General features: G+C 68.4%; 27 protein-coding genes. 18 read left to right on the top strand and 9 right to left on the bottom strand.

All coding sequences use genetic code 11. The annotated features are described in order from the left end of the window. Positions 1-108 precede the first annotated feature (108 nt). On the top strand, positions 109-1,608 hold the full coding sequence (locus ABZ319_RS18995; protein ID WP_354987732.1) for an MFS transporter: 1,500 nt from the start codon (positions 109-111) through the stop codon (positions 1,606-1,608). A 148-nt stretch (positions 1,609-1,756) separates the two neighbouring features. On the opposite strand, the gene ABZ319_RS18990 is transcribed toward ABZ319_RS18995, so the two are convergent. The 4 genes from ABZ319_RS18990 to ABZ319_RS18975 all read right to left on the bottom strand — a co-directional run bounded on the left by ABZ319_RS18990 (position 1,757) and on the right by ABZ319_RS18975 (position 3,780). Continuing rightward, complete coding sequence (locus ABZ319_RS18990; RefSeq protein ID WP_354987731.1) at positions 1,757-2,179, bottom strand: hypothetical protein; 423 nt, start codon at positions 2,177-2,179, stop codon at positions 1,757-1,759. Further along, positions 2,176-2,367 carry a hypothetical protein gene (locus ABZ319_RS18985; RefSeq protein ID WP_354987730.1) on the bottom strand — a complete coding sequence of 64 codons (192 nt, stop codon included), beginning with the start codon at positions 2,365-2,367 and terminating at the stop codon, positions 2,176-2,178. The genes ABZ319_RS18990 and ABZ319_RS18985 overlap by 4 nt, the downstream gene beginning before the upstream one ends. Before the next feature lie 383 nt (positions 2,368-2,750). Then, positions 2,751-3,257: a nitroreductase family deazaflavin-dependent oxidoreductase gene (locus ABZ319_RS18980; RefSeq protein WP_354987729.1), complete on the bottom strand. Its 507-nt coding sequence runs from the start codon at positions 3,255-3,257 to the stop codon at positions 2,751-2,753. A 136-nt stretch (positions 3,258-3,393) separates the two neighbouring features. Next, entirely contained in the window at positions 3,394-3,780 is a 387-nt protein-coding gene (locus ABZ319_RS18975; protein ID WP_354987728.1) for a MerR family transcriptional regulator, read from the bottom strand. Positions 3,781-3,836: 56 nt separating this feature from the next. On the opposite strand from ABZ319_RS18975, the gene ABZ319_RS18970 reads away from it, so the two are divergent. The 12 genes from ABZ319_RS18970 (at position 3,837) to ABZ319_RS18915 (ending at position 14,639) form a co-directional block, all read left to right on the top strand. Further along, entirely contained in the window at positions 3,837-5,378 is a 1,542-nt protein-coding gene (locus tag ABZ319_RS18970; RefSeq protein WP_354987727.1) for an MFS transporter, read from the top strand. 241 nt (positions 5,379-5,619) lie between these two features. Beyond that, entirely contained in the window at positions 5,620-6,528 is a 909-nt protein-coding gene (locus ABZ319_RS18965; protein ID WP_354987726.1) for an oxidoreductase, read from the top strand. An 801-nt stretch (positions 6,529-7,329) separates the two neighbouring features. Continuing rightward, positions 7,330-7,932 carry a hypothetical protein gene (locus tag ABZ319_RS18960; RefSeq protein WP_354987725.1) on the top strand — a complete coding sequence of 201 codons (603 nt, stop codon included), beginning with the start codon at positions 7,330-7,332 and terminating at the stop codon, positions 7,930-7,932. Positions 7,933-8,178: 246 nt separating this feature from the next. Continuing rightward, positions 8,179-8,328 (top strand): hypothetical protein, encoded by a 150-nt coding sequence (locus tag ABZ319_RS18955; RefSeq protein ID WP_354987724.1) that lies wholly within the window; start codon positions 8,179-8,181, stop codon positions 8,326-8,328. A gap of 610 nt (positions 8,329-8,938) precedes the next feature. Further along, on the top strand, positions 8,939-9,082 hold the full coding sequence (locus ABZ319_RS18950; protein WP_354987723.1) for a hypothetical protein: 144 nt from the start codon (positions 8,939-8,941) through the stop codon (positions 9,080-9,082). Positions 9,083-9,861: 779 nt separating this feature from the next. Continuing rightward, positions 9,862-10,272, top strand: coding sequence for a PaaI family thioesterase (locus tag ABZ319_RS18945; RefSeq protein WP_354987782.1), 411 nt, complete (start codon positions 9,862-9,864; stop codon positions 10,270-10,272). A gap of 136 nt (positions 10,273-10,408) precedes the next feature. Then, entirely contained in the window at positions 10,409-10,711 is a 303-nt protein-coding gene (locus ABZ319_RS18940; RefSeq protein WP_354987722.1) for an urease subunit gamma, read from the top strand. A gap of 5 nt (positions 10,712-10,716) precedes the next feature. Then, positions 10,717-11,028: an urease subunit beta gene (locus ABZ319_RS18935; RefSeq protein WP_354987721.1), complete on the top strand. Its 312-nt coding sequence runs from the start codon at positions 10,717-10,719 to the stop codon at positions 11,026-11,028. After that, positions 11,028-12,749 carry an urease subunit alpha gene (locus ABZ319_RS18930; protein ID WP_354987720.1) on the top strand — a complete coding sequence of 574 codons (1,722 nt, stop codon included), beginning with the start codon at positions 11,028-11,030 and terminating at the stop codon, positions 12,747-12,749. Before ABZ319_RS18935 ends, ABZ319_RS18930 begins: the two co-directional genes overlap by 1 nt. A 206-nt stretch (positions 12,750-12,955) precedes the next feature. Then, positions 12,956-13,624 carry an O-methyltransferase gene (locus ABZ319_RS18925; protein WP_354987719.1) on the top strand — a complete coding sequence of 223 codons (669 nt, stop codon included), beginning with the start codon at positions 12,956-12,958 and terminating at the stop codon, positions 13,622-13,624. 112 nt (positions 13,625-13,736) lie between these two features. Next, entirely contained in the window at positions 13,737-13,997 is a 261-nt protein-coding gene (locus ABZ319_RS18920; protein ID WP_354987718.1) for a hypothetical protein, read from the top strand. Positions 13,998-14,228: 231 nt separating this feature from the next. Next, positions 14,229-14,639 carry a YchJ family metal-binding protein gene (locus ABZ319_RS18915; RefSeq protein WP_354987717.1) on the top strand — a complete coding sequence of 137 codons (411 nt, stop codon included), beginning with the start codon at positions 14,229-14,231 and terminating at the stop codon, positions 14,637-14,639. A gap of 163 nt (positions 14,640-14,802) precedes the next feature. Here the strand turns inward: ABZ319_RS18915 and ABZ319_RS18910 are convergent, their stop codons facing one another. Then, positions 14,803-15,573 (bottom strand): VOC family protein, encoded by a 771-nt coding sequence (locus ABZ319_RS18910; protein ID WP_354987716.1) that lies wholly within the window; start codon positions 15,571-15,573, stop codon positions 14,803-14,805. 122 nt (positions 15,574-15,695) lie between these two features. Next, positions 15,696-16,364 (bottom strand): helix-turn-helix domain-containing protein, encoded by a 669-nt coding sequence (locus ABZ319_RS18905; RefSeq protein ID WP_354987715.1) that lies wholly within the window; start codon positions 16,362-16,364, stop codon positions 15,696-15,698. A 133-nt stretch (positions 16,365-16,497) separates the two neighbouring features. Here ABZ319_RS18905 and ABZ319_RS18900 point away from each other — a divergent pair, with 133 nt between their 5' ends. Next, a complete protein-coding gene (locus tag ABZ319_RS18900) occupies positions 16,498-17,964 on the top strand; it encodes an MFS transporter (RefSeq protein WP_354987714.1) in 1,467 nt (488 codons plus the stop codon). Here ABZ319_RS18900 and ABZ319_RS18895 read toward each other — a convergent pair. Then, positions 17,939-18,721 (bottom strand): hypothetical protein, encoded by a 783-nt coding sequence (locus ABZ319_RS18895; RefSeq protein ID WP_354987713.1) that lies wholly within the window; start codon positions 18,719-18,721, stop codon positions 17,939-17,941. The genes ABZ319_RS18900 and ABZ319_RS18895 overlap by 26 nt on opposite strands. Before the next feature lie 111 nt (positions 18,722-18,832). On the opposite strand from ABZ319_RS18895, the gene ABZ319_RS18890 reads away from it, so the two are divergent. Then, complete coding sequence (locus ABZ319_RS18890) at positions 18,833-19,729, top strand: SDR family NAD(P)-dependent oxidoreductase (protein ID WP_354987712.1); 897 nt, start codon at positions 18,833-18,835, stop codon at positions 19,727-19,729. Positions 19,730-19,733: 4 nt separating this feature from the next. Here the strand turns inward: ABZ319_RS18890 and ABZ319_RS18885 are convergent, their stop codons facing one another. Next, entirely contained in the window at positions 19,734-20,711 is a 978-nt protein-coding gene (locus ABZ319_RS18885; RefSeq protein ID WP_354987711.1) for a zinc-binding dehydrogenase, read from the bottom strand. 114 nt (positions 20,712-20,825) lie between these two features. Here ABZ319_RS18885 and ABZ319_RS18880 point away from each other — a divergent pair, with 114 nt between their 5' ends. From ABZ319_RS18880 to ABZ319_RS18870, 3 genes are all read left to right on the top strand, one after another. Beyond that, positions 20,826-21,458 carry an urease accessory UreF family protein gene (locus ABZ319_RS18880; protein WP_354987710.1) on the top strand — a complete coding sequence of 211 codons (633 nt, stop codon included), beginning with the start codon at positions 20,826-20,828 and terminating at the stop codon, positions 21,456-21,458. A 109-nt stretch (positions 21,459-21,567) separates the two neighbouring features. Further along, on the top strand, positions 21,568-22,281 hold the full coding sequence (ureG, locus tag ABZ319_RS18875) for an urease accessory protein UreG (RefSeq protein WP_354987709.1): 714 nt from the start codon (positions 21,568-21,570) through the stop codon (positions 22,279-22,281). A 29-nt stretch (positions 22,282-22,310) separates the two neighbouring features. After that, positions 22,311-22,961: an urease accessory protein UreD gene (locus ABZ319_RS18870; protein WP_354987708.1), complete on the top strand. Its 651-nt coding sequence runs from the start codon at positions 22,311-22,313 to the stop codon at positions 22,959-22,961. Positions 22,962-23,077: 116 nt separating this feature from the next. Here the strand turns inward: ABZ319_RS18870 and ABZ319_RS18865 are convergent, their stop codons facing one another. Further along, a complete protein-coding gene (locus ABZ319_RS18865; protein WP_354987707.1) occupies positions 23,078-23,854 on the bottom strand; it encodes a hypothetical protein in 777 nt (258 codons plus the stop codon). Positions 23,855-24,149 lie beyond the last annotated feature (295 nt).

Here is a 24,149-nt window from a genome sequence, read left to right as displayed (position 1 = left end):
CGATGAGACGCGCGAGACTAAGTGGAGGAATGTCCTCCGTTATGGTGCTAGCTTACTCGATAAGCGGAGATTCGCCCTCCGCATCACGCTTCGACACCAAGGGGACTCATGACAACCACGTACGACCGTGGGGCACCCGCCCCCGAGAAGACGGATTCGGGCCGCCGCGGCTCGCATGCTCTGCGCTGGTGGGTGCTCGCCGTTCTGGGCGTCGCACAGCTCATGGTCGTACTCGACGCGACCGTCGTGAACATCGCGCTGCCCGCGGCGCAGGCGGACCTCGGCTTCGGCGACGGCGACCGCCAATGGGTCGTCACCGGATACGCGCTCGCCTTCGGCAGCCTCCTGCTGCTGGGTGGTCGCCTCAGCGACCTGTTCGGCCGCCGCAACACTTTCATCGTCGGCCTGGTCGGTTTCGCGGTCACCTCGGCCATCGGCGGCGCGGCCACCAGCTTCGAGATGCTGGTCGCCGCGCGCGTCGGTCAGGGTGTGTTCGGCGCGCTGCTCGCGCCCGCGGCCCTGTCGCTGCTGAGTGTCACCTTCACCGAACCGTCCGAGCGCGCAAAGGCTTTCGGTATCTTCGGTGCGGTCGCGGGCGCCGGCGGCGCCATCGGCCTGCTGCTGGGCGGCATGCTCACCGAATGGGCGTCGTGGCGCTGGGTGATGTTCGTGAACCTCGCTTTCGCCGCCGTCGCGCTGGTCGGCGCGGTGCTGCTGCTGGCCAAGCACGCGGTCACCGAACGCCCCAAGCTCGACATCCCGGGCACCCTCGTGGTCACGGCCGCGCTGTTCGGCATCGTCTACGGCTTCTCGCACGCCGAGTCGACCAGCTGGACCAACCCGGTCACCCTGGGCTTCCTGATCGGCGGCGCGGTCCTGCTCGCGGTCTTCGTGTGGCTCGAGACCCGGGTCGCGAATCCGCTGCTGCCGCTGCGCATCGTGCTCGATCGCACCCGCGGCGGTTCGTACCTGACGGTGTTCGTCATGGGCATCGGCATGTTCGCGATCTTCCTGTTCCTGACCTACTACATGCAGCTGAGCATGGGCTACTCGCCGATCAAGACCGGCCTGGCCTTCCTGCCGATGGTCGCGGGCATGGTCATCTCCTCGACCACCGTGCCCTCGCTGGTGCTGCCCAAACTCGGCCCGAAGATCGTGGTGAGCGCGGGCTTCCTGGTCGCCGCGGCCGGCATGGGCCTGCTGACCCAGATCAGCCTGGACAGCTCCTACGTCGCCAATATCCTTCCGGCACTGGTGCTCATGGGCCTCGGCCTCGGTGGCGCGATGTCGACCGCCTTCCAGGGCGCGACCTCGGGTGTGCACCACGAGGACGCGGGCGTCGCCTCGGCGATGGTCAACACCAGCCAGCAGGTCGGCGGCTCGATCGGCACCGCGCTGCTGAGCACCATCGCCGCCTCGGCCGCGACCGACTACCTCGGTTCGCATCAGCCCAGCGCACTGGCTGCCGCACAGGCCCAGATCGAGAGCTACACCACCAGCTTCTGGTGGGCCACCGCGATTTTCGTGGCGGGCGCGGTCCTGACCGGGATCCTGATGCCCAACACGGTTCCGGCGCCCGCGGAAGGGGAACCGGTGCTCGCGCACTGATTCCCGGAACGAACTACACGGCGCCCGCGTCAACGACGACGCGGGCGCTGTGCTGTGAGAAGACCGCTACTTCGCAGACCGGGCGGTGACCACCTTCGGCGCGATCGGTGATGTTGCCGTGGTCGAGTGGCGTGAGATGGCAGGTGATTCAGCGATACCCGGCCGCGATCTCCACGCGTCGCAATTTGCCCGAGGTGGTCTTGGGGAGTTCTCCGACCGGCACCAGATCCACCAGCCCCGGCGTGACCCCACATTCGGCCGCGACCCGTTCGGAGATCAACCGGCGAGCGGCTTTCTTGTCGTCGCCGGAGTACTCGGCCACGACGACGAGCTGGTCACGCCGTGCTCCACTGCCACCACCACTGACCGCGGCGATGGCGCCCGGGCGAACCCCCGCGACACCCACGACCGCCCGCTCGATCTCCTGCGGGAAGATGTTCCGCCCCGCGATGGTGATCAACTCCTTGCTGCGGCCGCAGACGACGAGCTGGTCGTCGACCAGGTAGCCCAGGTCTCCGGTGCCGATCCATTCCCCGGCGCCGATCGGGGTGTCACCGTGGTACCCGATCATCTGTCCCAGTGGTTTTCGTCCTTGTTCAGGATATGGAGGTCGGCATCACGGCTCGAGGCCGCGCGGACGGCCGCGGCGAGCGCGTTCTCCTTCGGTGGTGTCATCGCGTTCCTTACCTTGTCGCCGATCTCTGAGGCGTTGGCCGGCGGTCGACCGAGATCCTTCAGCCAACCGGGACCGGCGGCCATGGATCGGGACTAATGAGACGGGATGTGTGACTCACATCACCGCGGCTGTCCGCCGCCGATCGGCCGGCGCACCACTGAAAACCCGCTTGCAGGGTCTGGATCCTCGCGTGCAGTGACATGGACGACCGCTACTGGACTGCCATGCGAGCGTCAAGCGCTCGTCTGACATGTCGTACCGCTCGGCGATGAGGTACCTGGGATTGGTTTCGCGGGGGATTCCCACCGGACGAGGCGCTTGCCGATATCGGACACCACGAACCATGCGGCCGACTCGGTGAGATAGACGTATTCCTTTGCCTTTGCCATGTCGTCAAAGGTGAGGTCCAGGCACCCTCGACACGGGGGCCGAACGCGCAACACTGCCTGCTGAGTCGGCCACCGGCCTATCTTGTCAGGGCGAAAATACGCAAATCGCGCGCGGTGCGGTTCTTGTAGGCGGTGTACGCCTGTGTGGTCTCCTCGAATCGCGCGAAGATCTCGCCCTTGCGCGTCTCGTCCTCGATGAGTCTGGCGCGCACCGGAATCCGCTGTCCGGCGATGGTGACCTCGCCGTCGGGATTGGCCAGCAGGTTCCCGGTCCAGGCCGGGTGGTGTTGCTGTCCGAAATTGCTGCCGATCACGTACAGCGTGTCCCCGTCGTGCACGTACAGCAGCGGGGTGGTGCGGGGCTGCCCGGATTTGCGCCCGATGGTGGTGAGCAGGATGACGGGCGCGCCGATCGGCCCGAGCACGGTGTATTTGCAGCCGGTGCGCTCGAGAATCCGCCGATCCAGCGGCGTGAGCTTGCGTACCACCAGAGACCCGAGCTTGGTCGCGGCGAACGGGCTGGCAACACGGGAAAGGAGGTTGGTGCGCGAACCCCAGATTCGGTCCGGAAACTGCTCACTCATGTCCGGAACCTTAGTGCTCGGCATCGTGCCGTGTCGGCCCGTCGCGCACCTTTGGCTGTCGCACGGACGTGGTAGCGAGTGATGCGGCCGCTCTCGACGGTCAGGTCCAGGTCGAAGCGGGAACGGTCGGGCGTGGTCAGGTGGCTGAACGTTCGACCGCATTGACGACTTCGGCTGGCGCGGTGGCTATTACGGTGTCCAGCGCGCGGCGGGCGGTTTCCAGGTCGATGATGTTCGCGGTGATGCGGTCGCGTTCGCGATAGAGGTCGACCAACAGTTCGGGGCAGTCGGCGATGAGTTGTCCATCGCCGGTGGACATGCAGGGGAGCAGGTCGGCGATTGTCGTGGTGGACAGGCCCGCGGCGAGCAGGTTGCGGATGTTGAGCACCGTGTCGACGTCGGATTCGGTGTATTCGCGGTACCCCGACGGGTGCCGGTGCGGGTGCAGCAGTCCCTGCTCCTCGTAGTAACGCAGCAGACGCGGGCTCACGCCGGTGCGCCGCTGCAATGCCCCGATTCGCACCGAACCTCCTGCGGATACTTGACTCTCACATTGATGTGAGACTTTAGCGTAGCCGCATGTCCGATTCCCACTCTCCGTCCAGCCATCGAACGGTCGAATCCGCTGCAGGCCCGCGCGAATGGCTCGGCCTCGCGGTACTCACCCTGCCCACCCTGTTGCTCGCGATGGATGTCACCGTCCTCTATCTGGCCGTACCGCACCTGACGGCGGATCTGCGGCCGACCGGAATCGAACAGCTGTGGATCGCCGACATCTACGGCTTCATGATCGCCGGTTTCCTGATCACCATGGGCACGGTCGGTGACCGCGTCGGCCGGCGCAGACTGCTGATGTTCGGCGCGAGCGGATTCGCCGCGGCGTCGGTACTCGCGGCCTTCGCCACCAGCCCGCTGCAGCTGATCCTCGCTCGCGCACTGCTGGGGATAGCGGGTGCGACCCTGATGCCGTCGACCCTCGCGTTGATCAGCAATATGTTCCGCGACGCCGGACAGCGCACGATGGCCATCGGGGTGTGGGCAACGTGTATGTCGGCCGGTATGGCCGCGGGTCCGATCATCGGCGGGGTCATGCTGGAGTCGTTCTGGTGGGGCTCGGTGTTCCTGCTGGCCGTGCCGATCATGGCGCTGCTGCTGGCCACGGCCCCGGCACTGCTACCGGAGTACCGGGATGCCGACGCCGGCGGCATCGACGTGCCCAGTGTGCTGCTGAGCCTGCTGACGATCCTGCCCCTGGTCTTCGGTATCAAAAAGGCGGCCGAGACCGGGATTTCCGCCCTGCCGTTGGTGTCGATCCTGGTCGGTTTCGTATTCGGCCGGGCCTTCGTGCGCAGGCAACGTACACTCGAGCCTCCGCTGATGGAGCTGCGCTTGTTCGGCAATCCGACTTTCCGTGCGGCACTGTTTATTCTGCTCTTCGGCCTCGGAACGGTCGGTGGCAGCTATCTGTTCATCACGCAATATCTGCAATTGGTGCGCGGTCTCACGCCGCTTACCGCCGGCCTCTGGCTGCTGCCTCCCGCGGGCGCGCTGATTCTCTCCTCGACGCTGACCCCGATCATCGTCCGCAGGACGCCGCCGCGATTCGTCATCGCGGCCGCGCTGGCACTGGCGACATCGGGCTATCTGACCCTGGCGTTCGTCGACGCCGTCGGGGGTCTGCCGCTGCTGATAGCGGGTTTCGTCCTGGTTTACGCCGGCATCAGTCCGCTCATGGTGCTCGGCACCGATTTGGTCATCGGGACCACGCCGCCGGAGCGGGCGGGCTCGGCCGCGGCCATGTCCGAGACCGGCATGGAGTTCGGTGTCGCCACCGGCATCGCCCTGCTCGGCGTCGTCGGTACCGCGGTGTACCGATCCGAGATGTCCGCGGCTGCGCTGCCGAATATGCCTGCGGCAGCGCGGGATTCACTAGCAGCTGCCGACGCCGCTGCGGCAGACCTGCCTCCGATCCTCGGTGACGCCGTCTTCGCCGCAGCCCGTGCGGCGTTCACGAACGGCCTCAACCTCACCGCGCTCGTGTGCGGGGCGACGACGGCCGTACTCGCCGTCGTGACGCTCCGCTCGCTGCGGACGGTCGCGGATTCGGAGACGTCGCGGTGACACGACCCGATAGTCCGGCGTTGCCAGCAACACCCGAGGCGTCCCACACCTGCCCAACGCCTGAAAAGCCCCTAATAAGAGGCCATTTCGGGCGTCATCATGTGCTGGTCCCGATCCGAGGCGATTTCATCCCTGGGAGGGCGTGGTCGGCGAGTGCGAGCATCCGCGAGACAGTGGCAACACCCATCGCGATGTTCTCCGCGCAGAGCCAGGCCCGACTCTGGCGGGTAGGTTCGCAGGGATGGCACGCACCGGATGGACCACAACTGATATGCCAGCGCTCGACGGGCGCACCGTCATCGTGACGGGCGCGAACAGCGGGGTCGGGCTGGCGACCGCAACGGCGTTCGCGCAGGCCGGCGCTCACGTAGTACTCGCGGTGCGCGACACCGGGCGTGGTAAGGCAGCCGCAGCCGTAGTGGGCGGGCGTAACGAGGTTCGCCGCCTCGATCTCGCCGATCTGGCCTCGGTACGGGAATTCGCCGGGAACTGGAACCGGCCGGTCGACATTCTGATCAATAACGCCGGGGTGGCCGGATTTCCCGGTTCGCGCACCGCGGACGGCTTCGATCTGCAATTCGGCACAAATCATCTCGGCCACTACGCGCTGACCAACCTGCTGCTACCGAACCTCACCGACCGCGTGGTGACGCTGGCCTCGGGCGCGCACCGGGCCGGTGATATCCACTTCGACGACCTCGAACTGTCCCGTCGAAAGTACGGGTTCGCGGCCTCCTACGGTCAATCCAAACTCGCCAACCTGCTGTTCACTTTGGAACTCGATCGCCGTTTGCGCGCGGTCGGATCGCCGATCCGGGCGCTGGCGGCGCACCCCGGGTACGCCGCCACGAATCTGGGCACCCAGGGCCGCAACAGGTTTCTCGTCGCCGCCGTCCGCGCGGTGGGCAACGCCCTGGCCCAAAGCAGCGAACAGGGCGCGCTGCCCACTTTGTTCGCCGCGACCCAGGACCTGCCCGGTGCCAGCTACATCGGTCCGGACGGACGACGCGAAATGCACGGCCATCCCACACTCGTCGGCCGGTCCGCCAAAGCCGCCGACCCGATCATCGCGCAACGCCTCTGGACGGCCTCCGCGGAACTCACGGGCATCGAGTTCGACCTGCGGCCCGAGTCCATTCAGAACCCGTGAAGCCCGTTGCGCCAAAACTGATCCGAGCGTCACTTCTCTGGCCGGTCAAGTCGGGCGGGTGCGTCCGCTGCCTGACGAGAAGTCGAGACCGAGGCGTGGGCCGGGACCTTCACTGAGCGTCTGTCCCATCGAGCCGCTCGTGATCGCGAGATCTGAACAGCTCCACTGTGATCGATGAGACCGGTCTCGCGGGGACCGGCAGGCACCGTTCGCGTTCGAGTCGAATCATCATTGTCGGTCAAAGCCATTGGAACGCGGTGCCATCCGGGACCGGCCGGGCAAGGACTTTCGATGACCACATAGCAGTTCGGAGTCGAAGGCGTGGACCAGTTCCGATGGGCGCGCACCGTGAACGGCGACAGATCAGCCGCCGTCCGGTCGTTCGGCGGGCGAATCAAACATGCACCCCCGCAATTTACCGACCGTGCTCGGTGCAGTTCCAACCGCGCGGGGTAGCGCCGTGATTGTGCGATTTGCGGCTGGTCGCTCAAGGAGGTTGATGATCCGCGCTGATTCATCGCATCAGTCGGCCGGTCGCCGCGCGAGGTTCGCAAAAGGCATGTGCTCAGCGAGAATCCGCACAGCGGTGCCCGCGAAAACGTATCCTTGACCGGGCAGAGCCGCAAGAGTCGCAGGCTCCGACACCAGGGAGTCGGATTGGCGGCAGTCGGTTTCTGGGACCAGTGACGGGCTGGGTGCTGACCAAATCGGTTGCCCGGCGGCGTGGCTGCATCGGACGCGCGGACTGCGCGGGTTCCATCCGTCGAGTTGATCGCGAAGTATTCGATTCAGAGGTTTCCCATGAGCAGGCAGATTCGAACGAGTTTGCATTCGTGCCACGTTGCGCTGTTGGTTGTGTGCGTGTTGGTGGCGCTGGCAGGATGCGCCGGTTCCTCACACCCACACGCTGGTTCACCGGGTGGGGTGTCGACCGCGGGTCAGCGAGAAGACTCTACGGATACGGGCTGTGTTCGCTATGAGGGCGCCAATCCAACAGAGGCGGAAGCGCTTGCCGACAGGCAAGCGTTCACCGTGGCCTCGAACGAACTGGTGAAAAAGCAACATCCAGAACTCGGGTCCATGCCCGACGCCCCCGCGGTCACTGACGTTCCGGCGGTGCAATTGAAGATATTGCGCTCGCTGAAGCCCGGCGATCTGGCGAAGTTCTCCGACATTATGTGTCAGATCGTGGTGATTGAAACCGAGAACGCCCCATCGGTTCCAGACACTGTCGATGCGTCCGAAAATGCGGCGGGGGCGGAATTCGAAGCGCTGCAGAGAGCTCATCAGCCGACACTTCTGTTGGATTACGCCGCGTTGGTGTGCACCGGAGCGAACAGTGACGCGGCGAACCCGGCCGTCGAACCACTGTATGACCAAGCGAAGGCACTCATGTGTCGCTAGCGGCCCGACACCGGTACGTGCTGGTGCGTGTGCCGGAAGCGTGAAATCCCTTGCGGCGTGGTCAGGTAGAGGGTCACGCGACTACAGGATTAGGTGCGCACGCGTCCGAGAACCGAATCGGGGCGCTGGGGTCGGGCAAGCGGTGATCGGCTCGGAACGGTTTGCGTGTCGGCGGCTGGGGTAGCTCGCGTGAGCGGGCATCCACTGATCGGCGTGGGCCCCACGCCTCACCGAAGGAGGGAACCGATGACCGAGCCGCATCACGCACACGAGTTGGACACCGAGGACCCCGGTACCGACCCGCATCATCTGCAAGATCCCGAGCGCGATCCCGGCGCGACTCCGGAACCGCAGGACCCCGGCACACACCCCGAACCTCAGGAACCACCGGATTGAGTCCGAACCGACGACCCGGCACGACCGAAACTGGCTGTGGGAAAGCAGGTGTGGGTGCGACGAGCGCTGGTGACATCCGAGTGAGTTGATGCACGAGCAGTACCGCCCGCGGCGCCGTCGGATAGCCCGGGCCGCCGGCGGGTGGTCGTACTGGGCAGTAGACCGGGAGCAGGGATGGCGCCGGGTCCATGGACCCTGCTCCAGGACTTCTCGGATACGCATTCCCACGCCGGCCGGCTTCAGTCACCGTTGCCGGCCGGTGCGGGGATGACCGGCTCGCCGCTAGGCGGCGGGTTCGAGTGCTCGTGCGCGAAGAGTGTCGAGGACGCGGGCGAGTGCCCGGGAGATCTGCATCTAGGGCCAGGGCTATCGAGTCCTCCATCAGCGCGTATCCGTTCTCGACGACGGCCAGCGCGTCGGACTGGCAAGTGTGATGAGTTGGCGCAGTTCCTTGAACCTGCGGTACCGCCGCAGTGCAACTTCTAGTCAGTGGGCAAGGGGGCGCCAACTCGCAACTGCCTGGCCGTTGGCGCCTGAGTGTCCCCTTGTTTTTGCCTTCCCCGCTGGGGATCGCGCGTTCATTCCGTCTGCGCACGAGGAGATCTCGGCCGTGACCACACTGCTTCTTCCCACGGGCGAACGGGTGTCCACCACCGACGGCCCGGCCTGCTTCTGGGTGCGTTCGATTTTGATGCAGGTTCTGTGCATCGAGGTCGCCCCTTGGCGGGAATTGCTTGCGCCAGAAGTGAAATGAAATCGGGCGTTCGCGACCCCTGGGCGCTGGGACGAGACTGCAGTCGAACCGGGATGTGACTCAGGCGCACTACGGCGAAACGCGGTGTACTTCGGATTGGCGGAAATTGGGCGGTGGGTCCACCCCGCTTGGAGTGAACCCACCGCCGGCACGGGATCGGGGGCCGCCGCAGCCCTCGGGGCCTCTCTCGATCCAAACGCCACACTGATAGTAGGACAGGCTTACCTTACTTGCAAGGTTGTCTATGTGGATCTTTCGGTGCGGTTCGTGGGAGAAGTCTGTCGGTGGTCTTCGAGCCTCGCGCTCGACGACGTGGGATTGATTGGCACGGAACCGTGTTCGATGTCGAGGTGGGTCCGCGGCGGCGGGGTTCTCGGTCGGTGGCTGACCGACCGGGCTCCGCTGGGGAAAGAAAAAGGGCGGTGGGTTCTCGCAGCCGAAGCTGGGAACCCACCGCCCGGCAGGAGATCGAGACCGCGGCAGCCCTCCGGGTCTCGCTCGATCCAAGCGCCACCACTAGTGTAGGTCAGGCTTACCTAACTAGCAAGTGGTGGTGTCGGCATCCGGGCCGAGTCCTCACGGTTCCGAGCTTTGAGGCTGTCAGCACCGCTGTTCAAGGCGACCCGCCATCCCGTCCGGTCATCACCGCCGGTGGCCAATGGACGGGCCTCGCCGGTGAGTGCGGCCACTGCCGCGGTCGAGGGGAGCCCGCCGCTTCGTATTTCCGGGGCCCGTGCGAATGTGACGGTATGACCGACGACTTCTCCCAGATCAAGTCCATGGCCGACGTGACACCCGAGCTCATGACCAAATTCAGTGAGGGCACCTTCACCGATCTCATCGGGTTGAAGTTCACCGAGCTCAGCGTCGACCGCGTCACCGCCGAGTGGGTGGTCACCCCGCAGCAGTTCCAGCCCGCCGGGATCGTGAACGGCGGCGTGTACTGCACCGTCATCGAGACCTTGGCCAGCATCGCGGGCAGCGCGTGGCTGGGGGAGCGCGGGACCGTCGTCGGGGTCAACAACAACACCGACTTCCTGCGCGCGGTACGTGAGGGCACGCTCAAGGGTGAAGCCACCCCCGTGCATCGCGGCCGCTCGCAGCAACTCTGGGTCGTCGTCATCACCGACGAACAGGACCGCACCGTGGCGCGCGGGCAGGTCCGGCTGCAGAACCTCACCCAGAACTGAACGACCGGGCTGGGTTCTGGCGTCGCGCGCCGGGCCGGGCAGCGCCGAACTGCCCGGCCCGCACCGAAACACGGGGTTAACCCGGACCGTGTCAGAATGGCCGACGACCCGCCCGCGACCTCGGTGAGGAGCCCGAATGCGACTGTCGCCGCACGAGCAGGAACGCCTGCTGCTGAGTTACGCGGCCGAGCTGGCCCGCCGGCGGCAGGCGCGCGGACTCAAGCTGAACCATCCGGAATCGGTGGCGCTCATCGTCGATCACGTGCTCGAGGGCGCGCGCGACGGCCGCACCGTGGCCGAGCTCATGTCCTCGGGCCGGGGTGTGCTCACCCGTGACGACGTCATGCCCGGCGTCCCGGAGATGATCCACGACGTGCAGGTCGAAGCCACCTTTCCGGACGGCACCAAGCTCGTCACCGTCCACCACCCGATCGGCTGACGCCCATGATCCCCGGTGAATACCTCTGCGCCGAAGGCACCATCGAACTCAACCCCGGCGCGCAACGCCTCGAACTCGAGGTGGTGAACACCGGCGACCGGCCGGTGCAGGTGGGCAGCCACGTGCACTTCCCGCAGGCCAATGCCGCGCTGGATTTCGATCGCGACGCCGCGCACGGCCACCGGCTCGACATCCCCGCCGGCACCGCCGTGCGCTTCGAACCCGGTCTGGCCCAGCGGGTTCGGCTGGTCCCGCTGGGCGGCACCCGCGAAGTCCACGGCATCAGCCTCACCCCTCCCGGAAAGCTGGATGCCTGATGGCCGAACTCTCCCGCGCCCGCTACGCCGAACTCTTCGGACCCACGACCGGCGATCGAATTCGCCTGGCGGACACCGACCTGCTCATCGAGATCACCGAAGACCGCAGCGGCGGACCGGGTCTGGCGGGCGACGAGGCGGTGTTCGGCGGCGGCAAGGTCCTGCGCGAATCCATGGGCCAGGCCCGCGCCACCCGTGCCGAAGGCGCCCCGGACACCGTGATCACCGGCGTGGTCATCATCGATCACTGGGGAATCATCAAGGCCGACATCGGCATTCGTGACGGTCGCATCAGCGCCATCGGCAAGGCGGGCAACCCCGACACCATGTCGGGTGTGCACCCGGATCTGGTCGTGGGTCCCTCGACCGAGATCATCGCGGGCAACGGGCGCATCGTCACCCCGGGCGCCATCGACACCCACGTGCACTTCATCTGCCCGCAGCTGCTCGAGGAGGCCATGGGCGGCGGCATCACCACGCTCATCGGCGGCGGCACCGGCCCGGCCGAGGGCTCCAAGGCCACCACCGTCACCCCGGGCGCCTGGCATCTGGGCCGCATGCTCGAGGCCACCGACGGCTGGCCTGTGAACATCGTGCTGCTGGGCAAGGGCAACACCGTGCGGCACGAGGCCATGTGGGAGCAATTGCGCGGCGGCGCGGCGGGTTTCAAGCTGCACGAGGATTGGGGCACCACCCCGGCCGCGATCGATGCCTGCCTCACCGTCGCCGACGCGTCGGGCGTGCAGGTGGCCCTGCACTCGGACACCCTGAACGAGGCCGGATTCGTCGAGGACACCCTCGCCGCCATTCGCGGCCGCGCGATTCACTCGTATCACACCGAGGGCGCGGGCGGCGGGCACGCGCCCGACATCATCACCGTCGCAGCGCATCTCAACGTGCTGCCCAGCTCCACCAACCCGACCCGGCCGCACACGGTCAACACCCTGGACGAGCACCTGGACATGCTCATGGTGTGCCATCACCTGAGCCCGTCCATCCCCGAGGATCTGGCGTTCGCCGAGAGCCGGATCCGGCCCTCCACCATCGCCGCCGAGGATCTGCTGCACGACATGGGCGCGATCTCCATGATCGGCAGCGACTCCCAGGCGATGGGCCGCATCGGCGAGGTGGTCATGCGCACCTGGCAGACCGCGCACGTGATGAAGAAGCGCCGCGGCCCGCTCGCGGGAGACGGTGCGGCGGACAACAATCGGGTGCAGCGCTACATCGCGAAGTACACGATCTGCCCGGCGGTCGCGCACGGGCTCGATCACGAGATCGGGTCCATCGAGGTCGGCAAACTCGCCGATCTGGTGCTGTGGGAGCCTGCCTTCTTCGGGGTGCGCCCGCACGCGGTGCTCAAGGGCGGCATGATCGCCTGGGCCGCCATGGGTGATGCCAACGCCTCGATTCCCACCCCGCAGCCGGTGCTGCCCCGGCCCATGTTCGGCGCCGCGCCGGTGGTGGCGGCGGGCACCTCGCTGTCGTTCGTGTCCGAGCAGGCCATCGAGGACGGGCTGCCGAATCGCCTGCGGGTGAATCGAAAACTGGTGCCGGTGGCCAACGTTCGCAAGCGCACCAAGGAGCACATGCCGCGCAACGAGGCCATGCCGCGCATCGAGGTCGATCCCGACACCTTCACCGTCCGGATCGACGGCGAGGTCTGGGCGGAGGAGCCCGCCACCGAACTGCCGATGGCGCAGCGCTACTTCCTGTTCTGACGCGGGTAGGCGCGCGGATCGCGGCATGTGGACCCGGCCGCGATACCGCGTGGACCCTCGCCGCGGCGTCGTGCGGGTGCCCGGTCGCGATAAGGCGTCGATCTCGGTCGCGATGCAGCTCGGATCCCGCACACGCGGCCCCCGGATCCCGATCACGCTGAATCGAAGGGGACCGGCGTTCTCGCCCCGGTGGCAGACTGGCGAGCATGACTACTGCCGACTGGGCCGATGTTGATCGCTATCTGGTGGACACCCTGGTGGGAGACGGGGATTCCGCGACCCTGGAGGCGAACGCCGCCGCCGGGCTGCCCGCCATCGATGTGTCGCCGCCGCAGGGCAAGTTCCTGTACCTGCTCGCCCGGACCGCCCGGGCGCGCCGCGTGCTCGAGATCGGCACGCTCGGCGGCTACAGCACCACCTGGCTGGCCCGCGCGGTCGGCAAGGACGGCCGGGTCGTCACCCTGGAATTCGAGCCCCTCCACGCCGAGGTCGCGCGCGAGAACCTGGACCGCGCCGCGGTGGGGGACCGGGTCGAGATTCGCGTCGGCGCCGCGCTGGACACGCTCCCGGTGCTCGCCGAGGAGGAGTCCGAACCGTTCGACCTGGTGTTCATCGACGCCGACAAGGTCAACAACGCGAACTACGTCACCTGGGCGCTGCGGCTGACCCACCCGGGCTCGGTCATCATCGTCGACAACGTGGTGCGCCACGGCGGGATCGCGGACCCGGATTCGGCCGATGCCGCGGTGCGCGCCAGCCGCGAGGTGCTCGAGCTGCTCGCGGCCGAGCCGACCCTGGAGGCCACCGCCGTGCAGACCGTCGGCGGCAAGGGCTGGGACGGATTCGCCTACGCGGTGGTAAAAGACGCCGACTGAGACGTGTTATAGCTCACCGACCGTCCCTGACCTGGCGTTTGGTTGACGGTGTGGCGCAGTTCTCGCGATTGCTGTTTGTATGCCGGTTGCCCGGTCAATACCGTCGGTGGGTATGAGCGACCCGTACGGACCCACCTTCCCGCCGCCCGGGTTCATGGCGCCACGGGAGCCCGCTGACCCCGAATCCGAGACCCTGCGAAACCGCCTGCGCCACACCGTCGTCCTCGTCGCTCCGGTCGCCACGCTCGTGCTGATGGTCGGTCTGCTGGCCGCGATCATGTGGCAGGGCGATCACGGCGGCGCGGCGCACGTCAAGGACGGCCGGGCCACCACGGCCACGGTCGCGCCCACCGCCGGCCACCAGCCGTCGTGACGAGCCCCGGTCGCGCACCCGCGCAGGGGGCGCGGTTGTCTCGCGGCCGATGAATGTGCCCATATGTGTTCTGCGACCGCGCTTTCGAATGTCGGCCGACTGCACGGGCGTCGGCCGCCTCGTGCATCGGGCCATGCGCGAATGCGCCGGGCGGGCGTGCGGGTGCGGGGCGGTAGGGGGTGCGGTATGCCGCCGTCCAGCACCGGGTCCGGTCCCAGCACAATGGTGCCCATGTCCAAGCGTGGAAAGCCCCGTCCGGTCGCTACCGACTGCCCCTGCGGCCTGCCCGCGACCTACGCGGACTGCTGCGGCCGGCTGCACGCGGGAACGATGCGGGCCGGTACCGCCGAACAGCTCATGCGGTCGCGATTCAGCGCGTTCGCGGTGCGGGACGAGGCGTATCTGCTGCGCAGCTGGGACCCCGGCACCCGCCCGGCCGACGTCGACTTCGATCCGGGCACCCGCTGGGAGCGCCTCGAGATTCTCGGCGCGACCGGCGGCGGGCCGTTCCACTCCGAGGGCACGGTCGAGTTCCGCGCGCACTACCGGGCCGGCGGCGCGGCGGGCGCGCTGCACGAGAACAGCCGCTTCCGCCGCGCCGACGGCGACTGGGTCTACCTCGACGGTGACATCGAGAACTGATCGCCGAGCCCGGCTGGTACCGCTGGGTCGCGCGGTCGACGCCGTGGCCCACGATCGGCAGGTCCGGGTCCCGCGGTTCAGGGCACTCCCGATTGCGGGCGATGGCCGTGCGTATGTCGGCCGAGACCCGGTGACCGGCGGCTCATCCGTGAGGCGATGCCCCTCAGCCCACGGCCATGATTCCGAATACCGCCCCGGCCTGATCCGCGATGACCCCGACCCGGGAAGGACCCGGCAGATCCCGCGGCTCCTGAATGACGCTGCCGCCCAGTTCAATTGCCCGCGCCGCGACCTTGTCCGCGTCGGCGACCCGAATCGTGGTGCCCCAGAACGGCGCGGGCTCCCCGGCCGTCGCCCGATGCGCGCCGCCGAACTCGTGACCCGCGTCGAGCGAGATCGCCTGATACGGATTCTCCGTCGCGGTCTCCCAGGCGGCGTTGCCGTACTTCCAGCCCAGCACCCGCCCGTAGTGGGCGAGCGCCTCGGCGGGCGCGCGCACCGCGCCGTACTCGATCCAGCACGGGTTGTCGTACTGCCCCCAGCGTTCGGTGCCGGATGCGGTGTGGAGGCGGGTGATGCCGTAGGGCGCGCCGTCCGGATCGGTGAGAATGGCGAACTCCAACTCCCCGAACGCTTCTCGCGGCTCGAGGAACACCGCGCCGCCGTCCGCCACGGCCGCGGCGGTGGTCGCGGCGACCTCCTCGACCGCGAAGTACGGCAGCCAGATCGCGGGTTTGACCGAGCCGTCGTCGGCCAGCGCGGTCACGATGCCCGCGACCTGCGCCCCTTCCCGCGACAGTCGCGTGTAGTGCCCGGCCTCGGCTCCCATGTCCTGCGCGGTCCAGCCGAACAGTCCGCGATAGAACTCCGCGGTCGCGCCGATATCGGGTGTGGTGACGTCGAACCAGCAGGGTGTGCCCGGGGTGAATGCCATGTCATCTCCTCGTCGATCGAATGGACACGCGCATGCGGGAACGCCGGATGTGCAGCGCGTGCACCAGTGGGGACGATGTGCGGCGGCGGAATTCATCGCCGCGCGCGGAAACGGCCGGCGGGTTACCGCGCGGTGCGGACCTCGAACCCGTCGCACAGCGCGGCCAAGCCGCTGTCCAGCATGACGATGGGGTCCAGCAGTCCGGCATCGCCGATTCCGTGCAGGTCGGCCAGCGCGGGCGGGGTGGGCCAGCGCGGGTCGCCGTCCAGCAGCGCGGTAAGGCCCGAGCCGGGCTCGGCCTCGGTGTCGCGCACCGCGAGCAGATGCGCGCTGACGTGCTGGAGGGCGACCCCGGCGATGTAGCTCCACACCGACAGCGACATGCGGGTCGCCTCGCGGGTGTCGACGCCGAGTTCGCGGAAGCCCTCGACCAGCCAGGCCAGCACGACCAGGCTGTGCTCGCCGAAGTTGTAGCGCGGCACCGCGAAGGTGAACAGCACCCAGGGATGTTCGCGGTACAGCCGCCAATCCACCTCGGCGGCGATGCGCACCCGATCGCGCCAGGTCCAGCCCTGTCCGTCGGCGGGTGGGTAGGGATTGCGCCGTGACACCTCGTCGGTCATCTCGGCCAGCAGCGTGTCCTTGTTGGGGATGTGCCGGTACAGCGACATGGCGCCGGCGCCCATCCGGTCGGCGATGCGGCGCATGGACAGCGCGTCCAGTCCGGCTTCGTCGGCGAGGGTGATTGCGGCCTCGACAATGGCCGTCCGGGTGAGCTTGGCCTCGGTCATCGGATGAATTCTTCCCTTTTCCACGATGGCGTGCGTACACTGTACCCCGGCCCACGCGTACGTCGTACGCACGGCCGCTCCGACTTCCCGGGCCGCCGCGAGCGACCCGAAAATTCAGCCCGAAGGATAGGTGATGACCAGTACTCTCGCGCGCTCTGCCGAGCAGACGCCGCGCCGCGCCTGGGCCGGACTGGCGGTGCTGCTGCTGCCGGTTCTGCTGGTGTCGATGGATATGTCCGTGTTGTACCTGGCCATGCCCACCCTGACCGCGGACCTGGATCCCTCGGCGACCCAGCAGCTGTGGATCCTGGACATCTACGGCTTCATGATCGCCGGCCTGCTCATCACCATGGGCAACCTGGGCGATCGCATCGGGCGGCGCAACATCCTGCTCGCGGGCGCCACGGTCTTCGGCGTCGCGTCCGTGCTGGCGGCCTTCGCTCCCAGCGCCCCGGTGCTCATCGCGGCCCGCGCGCTCATGGGCGTCGGCGGTGCGACCCTGCTGCCGTCGAGTCTGGCGCTGATCTCCAACCTCTTCCCCGAAGCCCGGGCCCGCGCCACCGCCATCGGCGTGTGGACCGCGTTCTTCGCGGGCGGCTCGGCGGTCGGCCCGATCATCGGCGGCGTACTGCTGCACCACTTCTCGTGGGGCTCGGTCTTCCTGATCAACACCCCGGTGCTGCTGGTGCTGCTGGTCTTCGGTCCGCTGCTGCTGCCCGAACACCGTTCCTCGGCCCTGGGCCCGCTGGATCTGTGGAGCGTCGCGCTGTCCATCGGCGGCATCCTGCCGCTGGTCTACGCGGTCAAGCACTGTGCCGCCGAGGGATTCGACGCGCCCGCGATCGGCATCGGCCTGGTCGGATTGCTGCTGCTGGTGCTGTTCGTGCGCCGCCAGCGGCAGTTGAGCGAACCGCTGCTGGATCTGAGCCTGTTCCGCCGCGGCCTGTTCTCGGTCGCCATCGGCTCGAGCACGGTCGGCATGCTGGCCCTGGCGGGCATGAGCTTCCTCACCAGCACCTACCTGCAATCGGTGACCGGCCGCGATCCACTGCAGGCGGCCCTGCTCGGAATCCCCATGGCCGTCACGGTTTTCGCGTGCTCGATGACCGGCGCGCGGGTCGGGCGGTGGCTGGGCAACCGGCGCAGCTTCGTCCTGGCGCTGGGTATGGCCTCGATCGGCAATCTGCTGCTGCTGGGCATGGGCGTGCACGACGGGATCGGTTACTACATCGCCGGAACGGTGATCGCCGGCGCCGGACTGGGTATCGCGTTCACCCTGGTGTCCGAGGTTGCGGTGTCCTCGGTGCCCCCCGAGCGCGCCGGTTCCGCGGTCGGGATCTCCGAGACCAGTTTCGAGCTCGGCAACGGCCTGGGCCTGGCGCTGCTCGGCTCGCTCGCCGCGCTGGTGTTCCGCAACGGCGGTGATTTCGGTCAGACGCTGGGGGAGACCATCACCCATGCCGGGGACAACGTCGCGCTGATCGAATCCGCGCGCGCGTCGTTCGTGCAGGGCATGCACGTGGCCACCACCGCGGGCGCGATCCTGCTGGGGATCATGGCGATCATCGCCGGGGTCAGCGGCCGAACACCGCGCTCATGATGTCGCCGACCGCTTTGTTCATGGGTCGCACGACCTTCGCGTAGAGCCACCCGAGCGGGCGCACCACCGTCGCCCGCCACGCGGTGGCGATCGCGGCGAACAGCGGCCGCAGCACGGTGCGGTACAGGAAGCGGCAGGGTGCCACCACCAGGACTCCGACGACGATGGTGGCCACCCGCCAGCCGAAGGCCAGCGCGGCCCCGAAGACGCGCACGATCGGCAGGACGATCCAGCGCCAGATCGCCACCGCCGGGGCGATGATCAGCCATTTGACCAGGAACCAGGTGATCGCGGCGACGGCCCGGCCCACGGGCCGCAGAATCCGGCGATCGATCCACCGGGCGGCCGGGGCGATGACGCGGGTGCCGAGCCAGACGAGCGCGGGGCGCAGTGCCCGCCGCCAGATCCATTGCTCCACGGCGTTTTTCAGCGGCCGCAGCACGAAGTCGAGCAGCAGCGCGCCCAGCGGGGTCAGGATCGCGCCCCACAGCAGCTGCTGAATCAGCAGGCCCCACAGGTAATCCTTGACGAACACGATCGCCGGTCGCACGATCCAGCGCCGGACGAAGCGGCCGATCGGGACCAGTAGATGATCGAGGATGTACTGCAGCGCCGTGAGCACGACGCGGCCCAGAAGCTTGCAGCCCTCCCAGAGCAGGCGCAACGGCAGGAAGATCACCACCGCGATCGCGCGGGCCACCCAGCCGCCGATGGAGATGTTTTCCGAATCCCGCTGTGGCGGAGTCTGTGCCGACATGCATCCCATCTTTTCCGGTCGGGGACGTTCTCGATCCCGTAGCAAAACTCTGTGTGCCCCGGGTATTTCCACTCAGCCCCCCGCTCGCGTTAACGCGGTTACAGTCGAAGCGTGGGTGAGAATTCGACGCCGAACACCACCGAGAACTCCGGCTCGAACGGGCGGCCGTTCGCCGAACGAGTCGCTACCAGGCTGTTGTATCCGACCACCCGCCCGCGACCGAAAGAACTGCGCGAGGCCGTGTCCGGGCGCGTGGTGCTGGTCACCGGCGCATCGCACGGCATCGGCAAGGCGGCAGCCAAGAAGCTGGCCGCGGCCGGCGCGATCGTGCTGCTGGTGGCGCGCAGCCTCGACGATCTCGAAGAAGTGGCCGCCGAGATCCGCGCGGCCGACGGCGTCGCGCACATCTATCGCGCCGACATCACCGATATGGCGGCGGTGGAGGAACTCGGGGCCGCGCTGCTCGCCGAACACGGGCAGATCGACGTGGTGATCAATAACGCGGGCAAGTCGATTCGCCGTTCACTCGACGAATCCTATGACCGCTTCCACGATTTCACCCGCACGATGGACGTCAATTACCTGGGCCCGGTGCGATTGCTGCTGACCCTGCTGCCGAGCATGCGCGAACACCGCAACGGTCACATCGTCAATATCTCGACCTGGGGCCTGCGTATGCCGCCCGCCCCGCGCTGGGCGGCCTACGGCGCGTCGAAGGCGGCCTTCGACATCTGGCTGCGCACGGTGGCGACCGAGATCGCCGTCGACAATGTCACGACGACCTCGGTCTACATGCCCCTGGTGCACACGCGGATGAGCGCGCCCAGCGATTTCACCGGCGTCCCCGGGCTCACCGCCACCGAGGCCGCGGATCTGGTGTGCCACGCGGTGGTGTCGCGCCCGCACGAGATCACCCCGTGGTGGACCGGCCCCGTCCAGGCGTGGACGGACCTGCGCCGCGGCGCGACCCAGCGTTTCATGGAACGCAGCTTCCGCGGGCGGGAGTGAGAGGCTAGGGGATCAGCACGACTTTGCCGGTGGTGGCCCGGGTTTCGATGGCGTGATGGGCGGCGGCGGCCTGGGCGAGGGGGAAGCGGTGCAAGTCGGGGCGCAGGCGACCCGCGGCGGCCTCGGCGAGTGCGCGGTTTTCGAGATTGCGCAGACCGCCCGCGCGCTCGAGCATGGGCGGGCCCAGCACGAACCGGGAGCTCACGCCGAGGACGGCCTGCTCCTCGTCGGTGATCGGGGCGGTGTCGTCGGCGAAGCCGTAGATCAGGCGCGTGCCGCCGGGCGCGAGCAGACCCAGTGCGACGCGGATGGTTTCGCCGCCGACGCTGTCGAACAGCACCTGTGCGGGACGGTCGCCGAACTCGGCGCGAATCCGATCGGCCCAGTCGGGGCGGAAGTAGTCCACGGCCAGATCCGCGCCGTTGCGCGCGACGAGGTCGATCTTCTCCGGGCCGCCCGCCGCGCCGATGACCGTGGCCCCGGCGTTCTTCAGGTACTGCACGAGCAGGGTGCCGATGCCGCCCGCGGCGGCGGTGACGACGGCGACGGCGTCCGGGGTGATGTCGGCGAATTGCAGTATGCCCAGGGCGGTTCGGCCGGTGCCGATCATGGCGACGGCGGCCGGTGCGTCCAGGGTGGCCGGAATCTCGTGCAGGCGCTCGGTGTCGGTGACGGCGAACTCGGCGTAGCCGCCGGGCACCGGTCCCAGGTGGGCGACGACGTCGCGGCCGAGCCAGCTCTCGTCGACGCCGGGACCGATCAGATCCACGCGGCCCGCGACCTCGCGGCCGGGAATGGTGGGGAGTTCGGGCAGGGGCAGTGGTCCCGCCGCGACGCCGCGCCGGATGGCGGTGTCGATGACGTGGACTCCGCTCGCGGCGACCGCGACGCGCACCTGCCCCGGTCCAGGGACGGGGTCTTCGACGGTCTCGTAGCGCAGATTCTCGGCGGACCCGAAGGTCGCGAGGCGAATGGCGTGCACGGCAACTCCTAGAACTCGACTGTCGCTAAGCCTGCAACCTCACCCCGGGTTCAGGTCAAGCGTCCGGTCCGCTTCGCTCTAAGATTGAACGATGCGATCCCCGGAGCAGCGCCGATGAGCCTGGCCACCCTGCTCAATCTCGCGGACTCGCGCCTGCCCATCGGCGGGCACGTGCACTCCGGCGGCATCGAGGAGGCCATCGCCTCGGGTCTGGTTCGCGACGTTCGCACCGTCGAGCTGTATCTGCGTCGTCGCGTGCGCACCTCGGGCGCGGTGGCCGCCGCCCTGGCCGCCGCGGTGTGCGCGGGCGAGCTCACCCCCGCCCGCGCCGAACTCGAAGCCGATGCCCGCACCCCGTCTCCGTCGGCACGCACGGCGTCGCGCGCCCAGGGCCGCGGTTTGCTGCGCCTGGCCAAACAGGTGTGGCCGCAAGCGGATTGGACCGGCCTGCCCGCCCGCCCGCACCTGTCCACCGTCTTCGGCGTCGTCGGTATCGCCTGTGCCGCGGCGCCCGAAGAGGTCGCCGCGGTCGTCGTCTACACCACCATGACCGGCGCCGCGACCGCCGCCCAGCGCCTGCTGGCCCTGGACCCCGCGGCGGTGGCCGCCTGCACCATCCGCCTGTCGGCCCTGTGCGACGACACCGCCCGCACGGCCGCCGGGTCTCTCACGGCCCTGTCGGACCCGCTCCAGGATGTCCTGGCCGAACGCCATCTCCGGCGCGATATGCCGCTGTTCGCGTCCTGACCGCCGGGGACGGTGTTTCCACGCCGGGGTGCGGTTCCAGGTGCGACCCGGCGCGCGTTCGTGGTGGCGGGTTACACGCGGTTTACGTGCGTGCGTCAGGATGGGCGGTATGCCACCTCATTTCATCGATGGAGAGCCGCACGATCACGGGCCGGACCGGCCGCGGCGGGAGCGCACGGCGGGGGAGCCGGTGCGGATCGGGGTCGGGGGACCGGTGGGGTCGGGCAAGACGGCGCTGGTGGCGGCACTGTGCCGGCAGCTGCGCGAGGAACTGTCGCTCGCCGTGCTGACCAACGACATCTACACCACCGAGGACGCGGACTTCCTGCGGCGGCACGCGGTGCTGGCCGACGAGCGCATCACCGCCGTACAGACCGGCGGCTGCCCGCACACCGCCATTCGAGACGACATCACGGCGAACCTGGACGCGATCGACGATCTGATCGAAGCCAATCCGCCGCTGGATCTGATCCTGGTGGAGTCGGGCGGGGACAACCTGACCGCCACCTTCTCCTCGGGCCTGATCGACGCGCAGATCTTCGTGGTCGATGTCGCCGGTGGCGACAAGGTGCCGCGCAAGGGCGGTCCGGGGGTGACGTTCTCGGATCTGCTGGTTATCAACAAGACCGATCTCGCGCCGATGGTGGGCGCGGATCTGGCCGTCATGGACCGGGATTCGAGCAAGGTGCGCGAGGGCAGGCCCTTCGTGTTCACCTCGCTGACCGAGGATCCGGCGGCGACGCCGGTCCTGACCTGGGTGCGCGAGCAGCTGCGCCTGGCCGCCGAACAGGACGCCGCCGCCGTTGCGCCGCATGCGCATTGACGCGCCGACCGGCCGCGGGCCGGTGATCCGTGCGCACTGAGCTGCGTATCGTCGCGGCCGCCGGAACCCTGCCGCGACTGCACGCGGTCGGCGGCCTGGCGGCCCGGCACACCGGGCCCGACACGGTGCACCTGATCGGCACGGCCGCCACCCCCCTGGGCGGCGACGAGGTGGACATCTCGATCGTGGTGGGCGCGGGCGCCCGGCTGATCGTGCGCTCGGTGGCGGCCACCATCGCGCTGCCGGGGCGGCACACCCGGAAGTCGGTGGCGCACTGGCGCTTCGAGGTGGGCGCGGACGGTGACCTGGACTTCGATCCGGAGCCCACGGTGGTTGCGGGCGGCGCCGAGCACGAGACGTTCACCACGGTGTCGCTGGGGGAGAACGCACGCCTGCGACTGCGAGAAAGGGTGCAGATCGGGCGGATCGGGGAGACGCACGGGCACTGGTCGGGGGAGTTGCACGCCGACATCGGCGCCACGCCGCTGCTGCGGCATCGACTGGAGTTGGGCGCGGACGCGGTGACCGACGACGCGCTGTCCGGTCCGCGGGCGCTGGAGAGCGTGCTCACCTATCCGGATGCCCGGGCCGTCGAGACCGCCGGGCTGGATTCGGCGCTGCTGCCACTGGCCGCGGGCGGCGCCCTGTTCACCCGCACCGCGTCCCTGCTGACGGTCTGATCGCTACGGCTGTAAGAACTTTCACGCGCGGCGGGAGCCGGACCTCACCCCCGGTTCCCGCCGCGCGCGCACTACTGAACGCTGTACTACCGCGAGAATGGTGTCGACGAGGAGAATCAGTTGCCGACGACGCGCGGCGGAGCGTTGAACGCGTTCACCGCACCGACCGCGGCACCCACCGCGGCGCCGGCCACGGCTGCGGGTACGGCTACGGCGGCGGCGCCGGCCACGGCACCCGCCGCGGGACCCGCGACCAGGCCGACCGGGAACAGCGGCAGGCCGACCACGAGGCCCAGGACCGCGCCGACGGTCGCCGAGGTGAGCGCGACCGGCATAGACGCGCTGGCACCGGCCACCGCACCCATGGCGGCGGTGCCCATGGTCTGTCCGGCAATGCGATCCGAGCGGCTGCGCTCCATTCCGATGGAATCGAGGAACGTCGCGATGTTCGCTTCGGTCTGCGCGGACTGATCGTTGATCTGGATGGCCTGTTCTTTGTCCATCCAGGTCGGGGCGTCGACCGACACGTCGCCGAAGCGGAACTTTCCGGCGGGCGGGGCGATCGGCGGCACCGGGGCGACCGGAACCGGCGGGTGGAGCACGCCGACGGGCGCCAGGTAGCTCTTGTCCGGGGCCGACCGCGACCACTGGATGGAGCTGTAGGTTTCGTTCGGGATCTGCATGCCCTCGTAGGGCATGACATTCGGTGAGTCGGCGGCGGGCCACTGAGCGGGCGCGTCGTCGGTTTGCGTCACCGGATTGGGCTCTGCCGGAGCGGCATTGGCGGCGCCGGATCCGACGATCGCCAAGACTAGGGGAACCGCGCCTGCCGCGACAACATTTCCGACCTTGTTGCGATGCGGGTTGAGCGCGCGGTGCTTACCTGCGGCCATTACGACCTTTCTATCCGGGGGACATCGACGCCCGACATTCGGACCCGTCGGTCAACCGGATTGGTGGTCGAATCGGACTATCGGAATCGTCCGTATTGCCGAAAGTTAGCTAATTGCGGTGCTATTCGGGCAAAAGGGCCGGAACCCCCATTAGGGGATTCCGGCCCGTCCATTCGCCGATCACTCGAATGTTGCTATCGGCACTACCCCGCGGGGACGACCTCGGCCGGCGCCATGACGCCGTTGGCCGCCCCGACCGCGGCGCCGACGCCCGCGCCCACGGCGGCCGCGGGCA

This window comes from Nocardia sp. NPDC005978 (assembly GCF_040614455.1).
Classification (GTDB): domain Bacteria; phylum Actinomycetota; class Actinomycetes; order Mycobacteriales; family Mycobacteriaceae; genus Nocardia.
The sequence above is the reverse complement of the archived record's forward strand: the minus strand, read 5'-3'. Positions and strand labels throughout refer to the sequence as shown.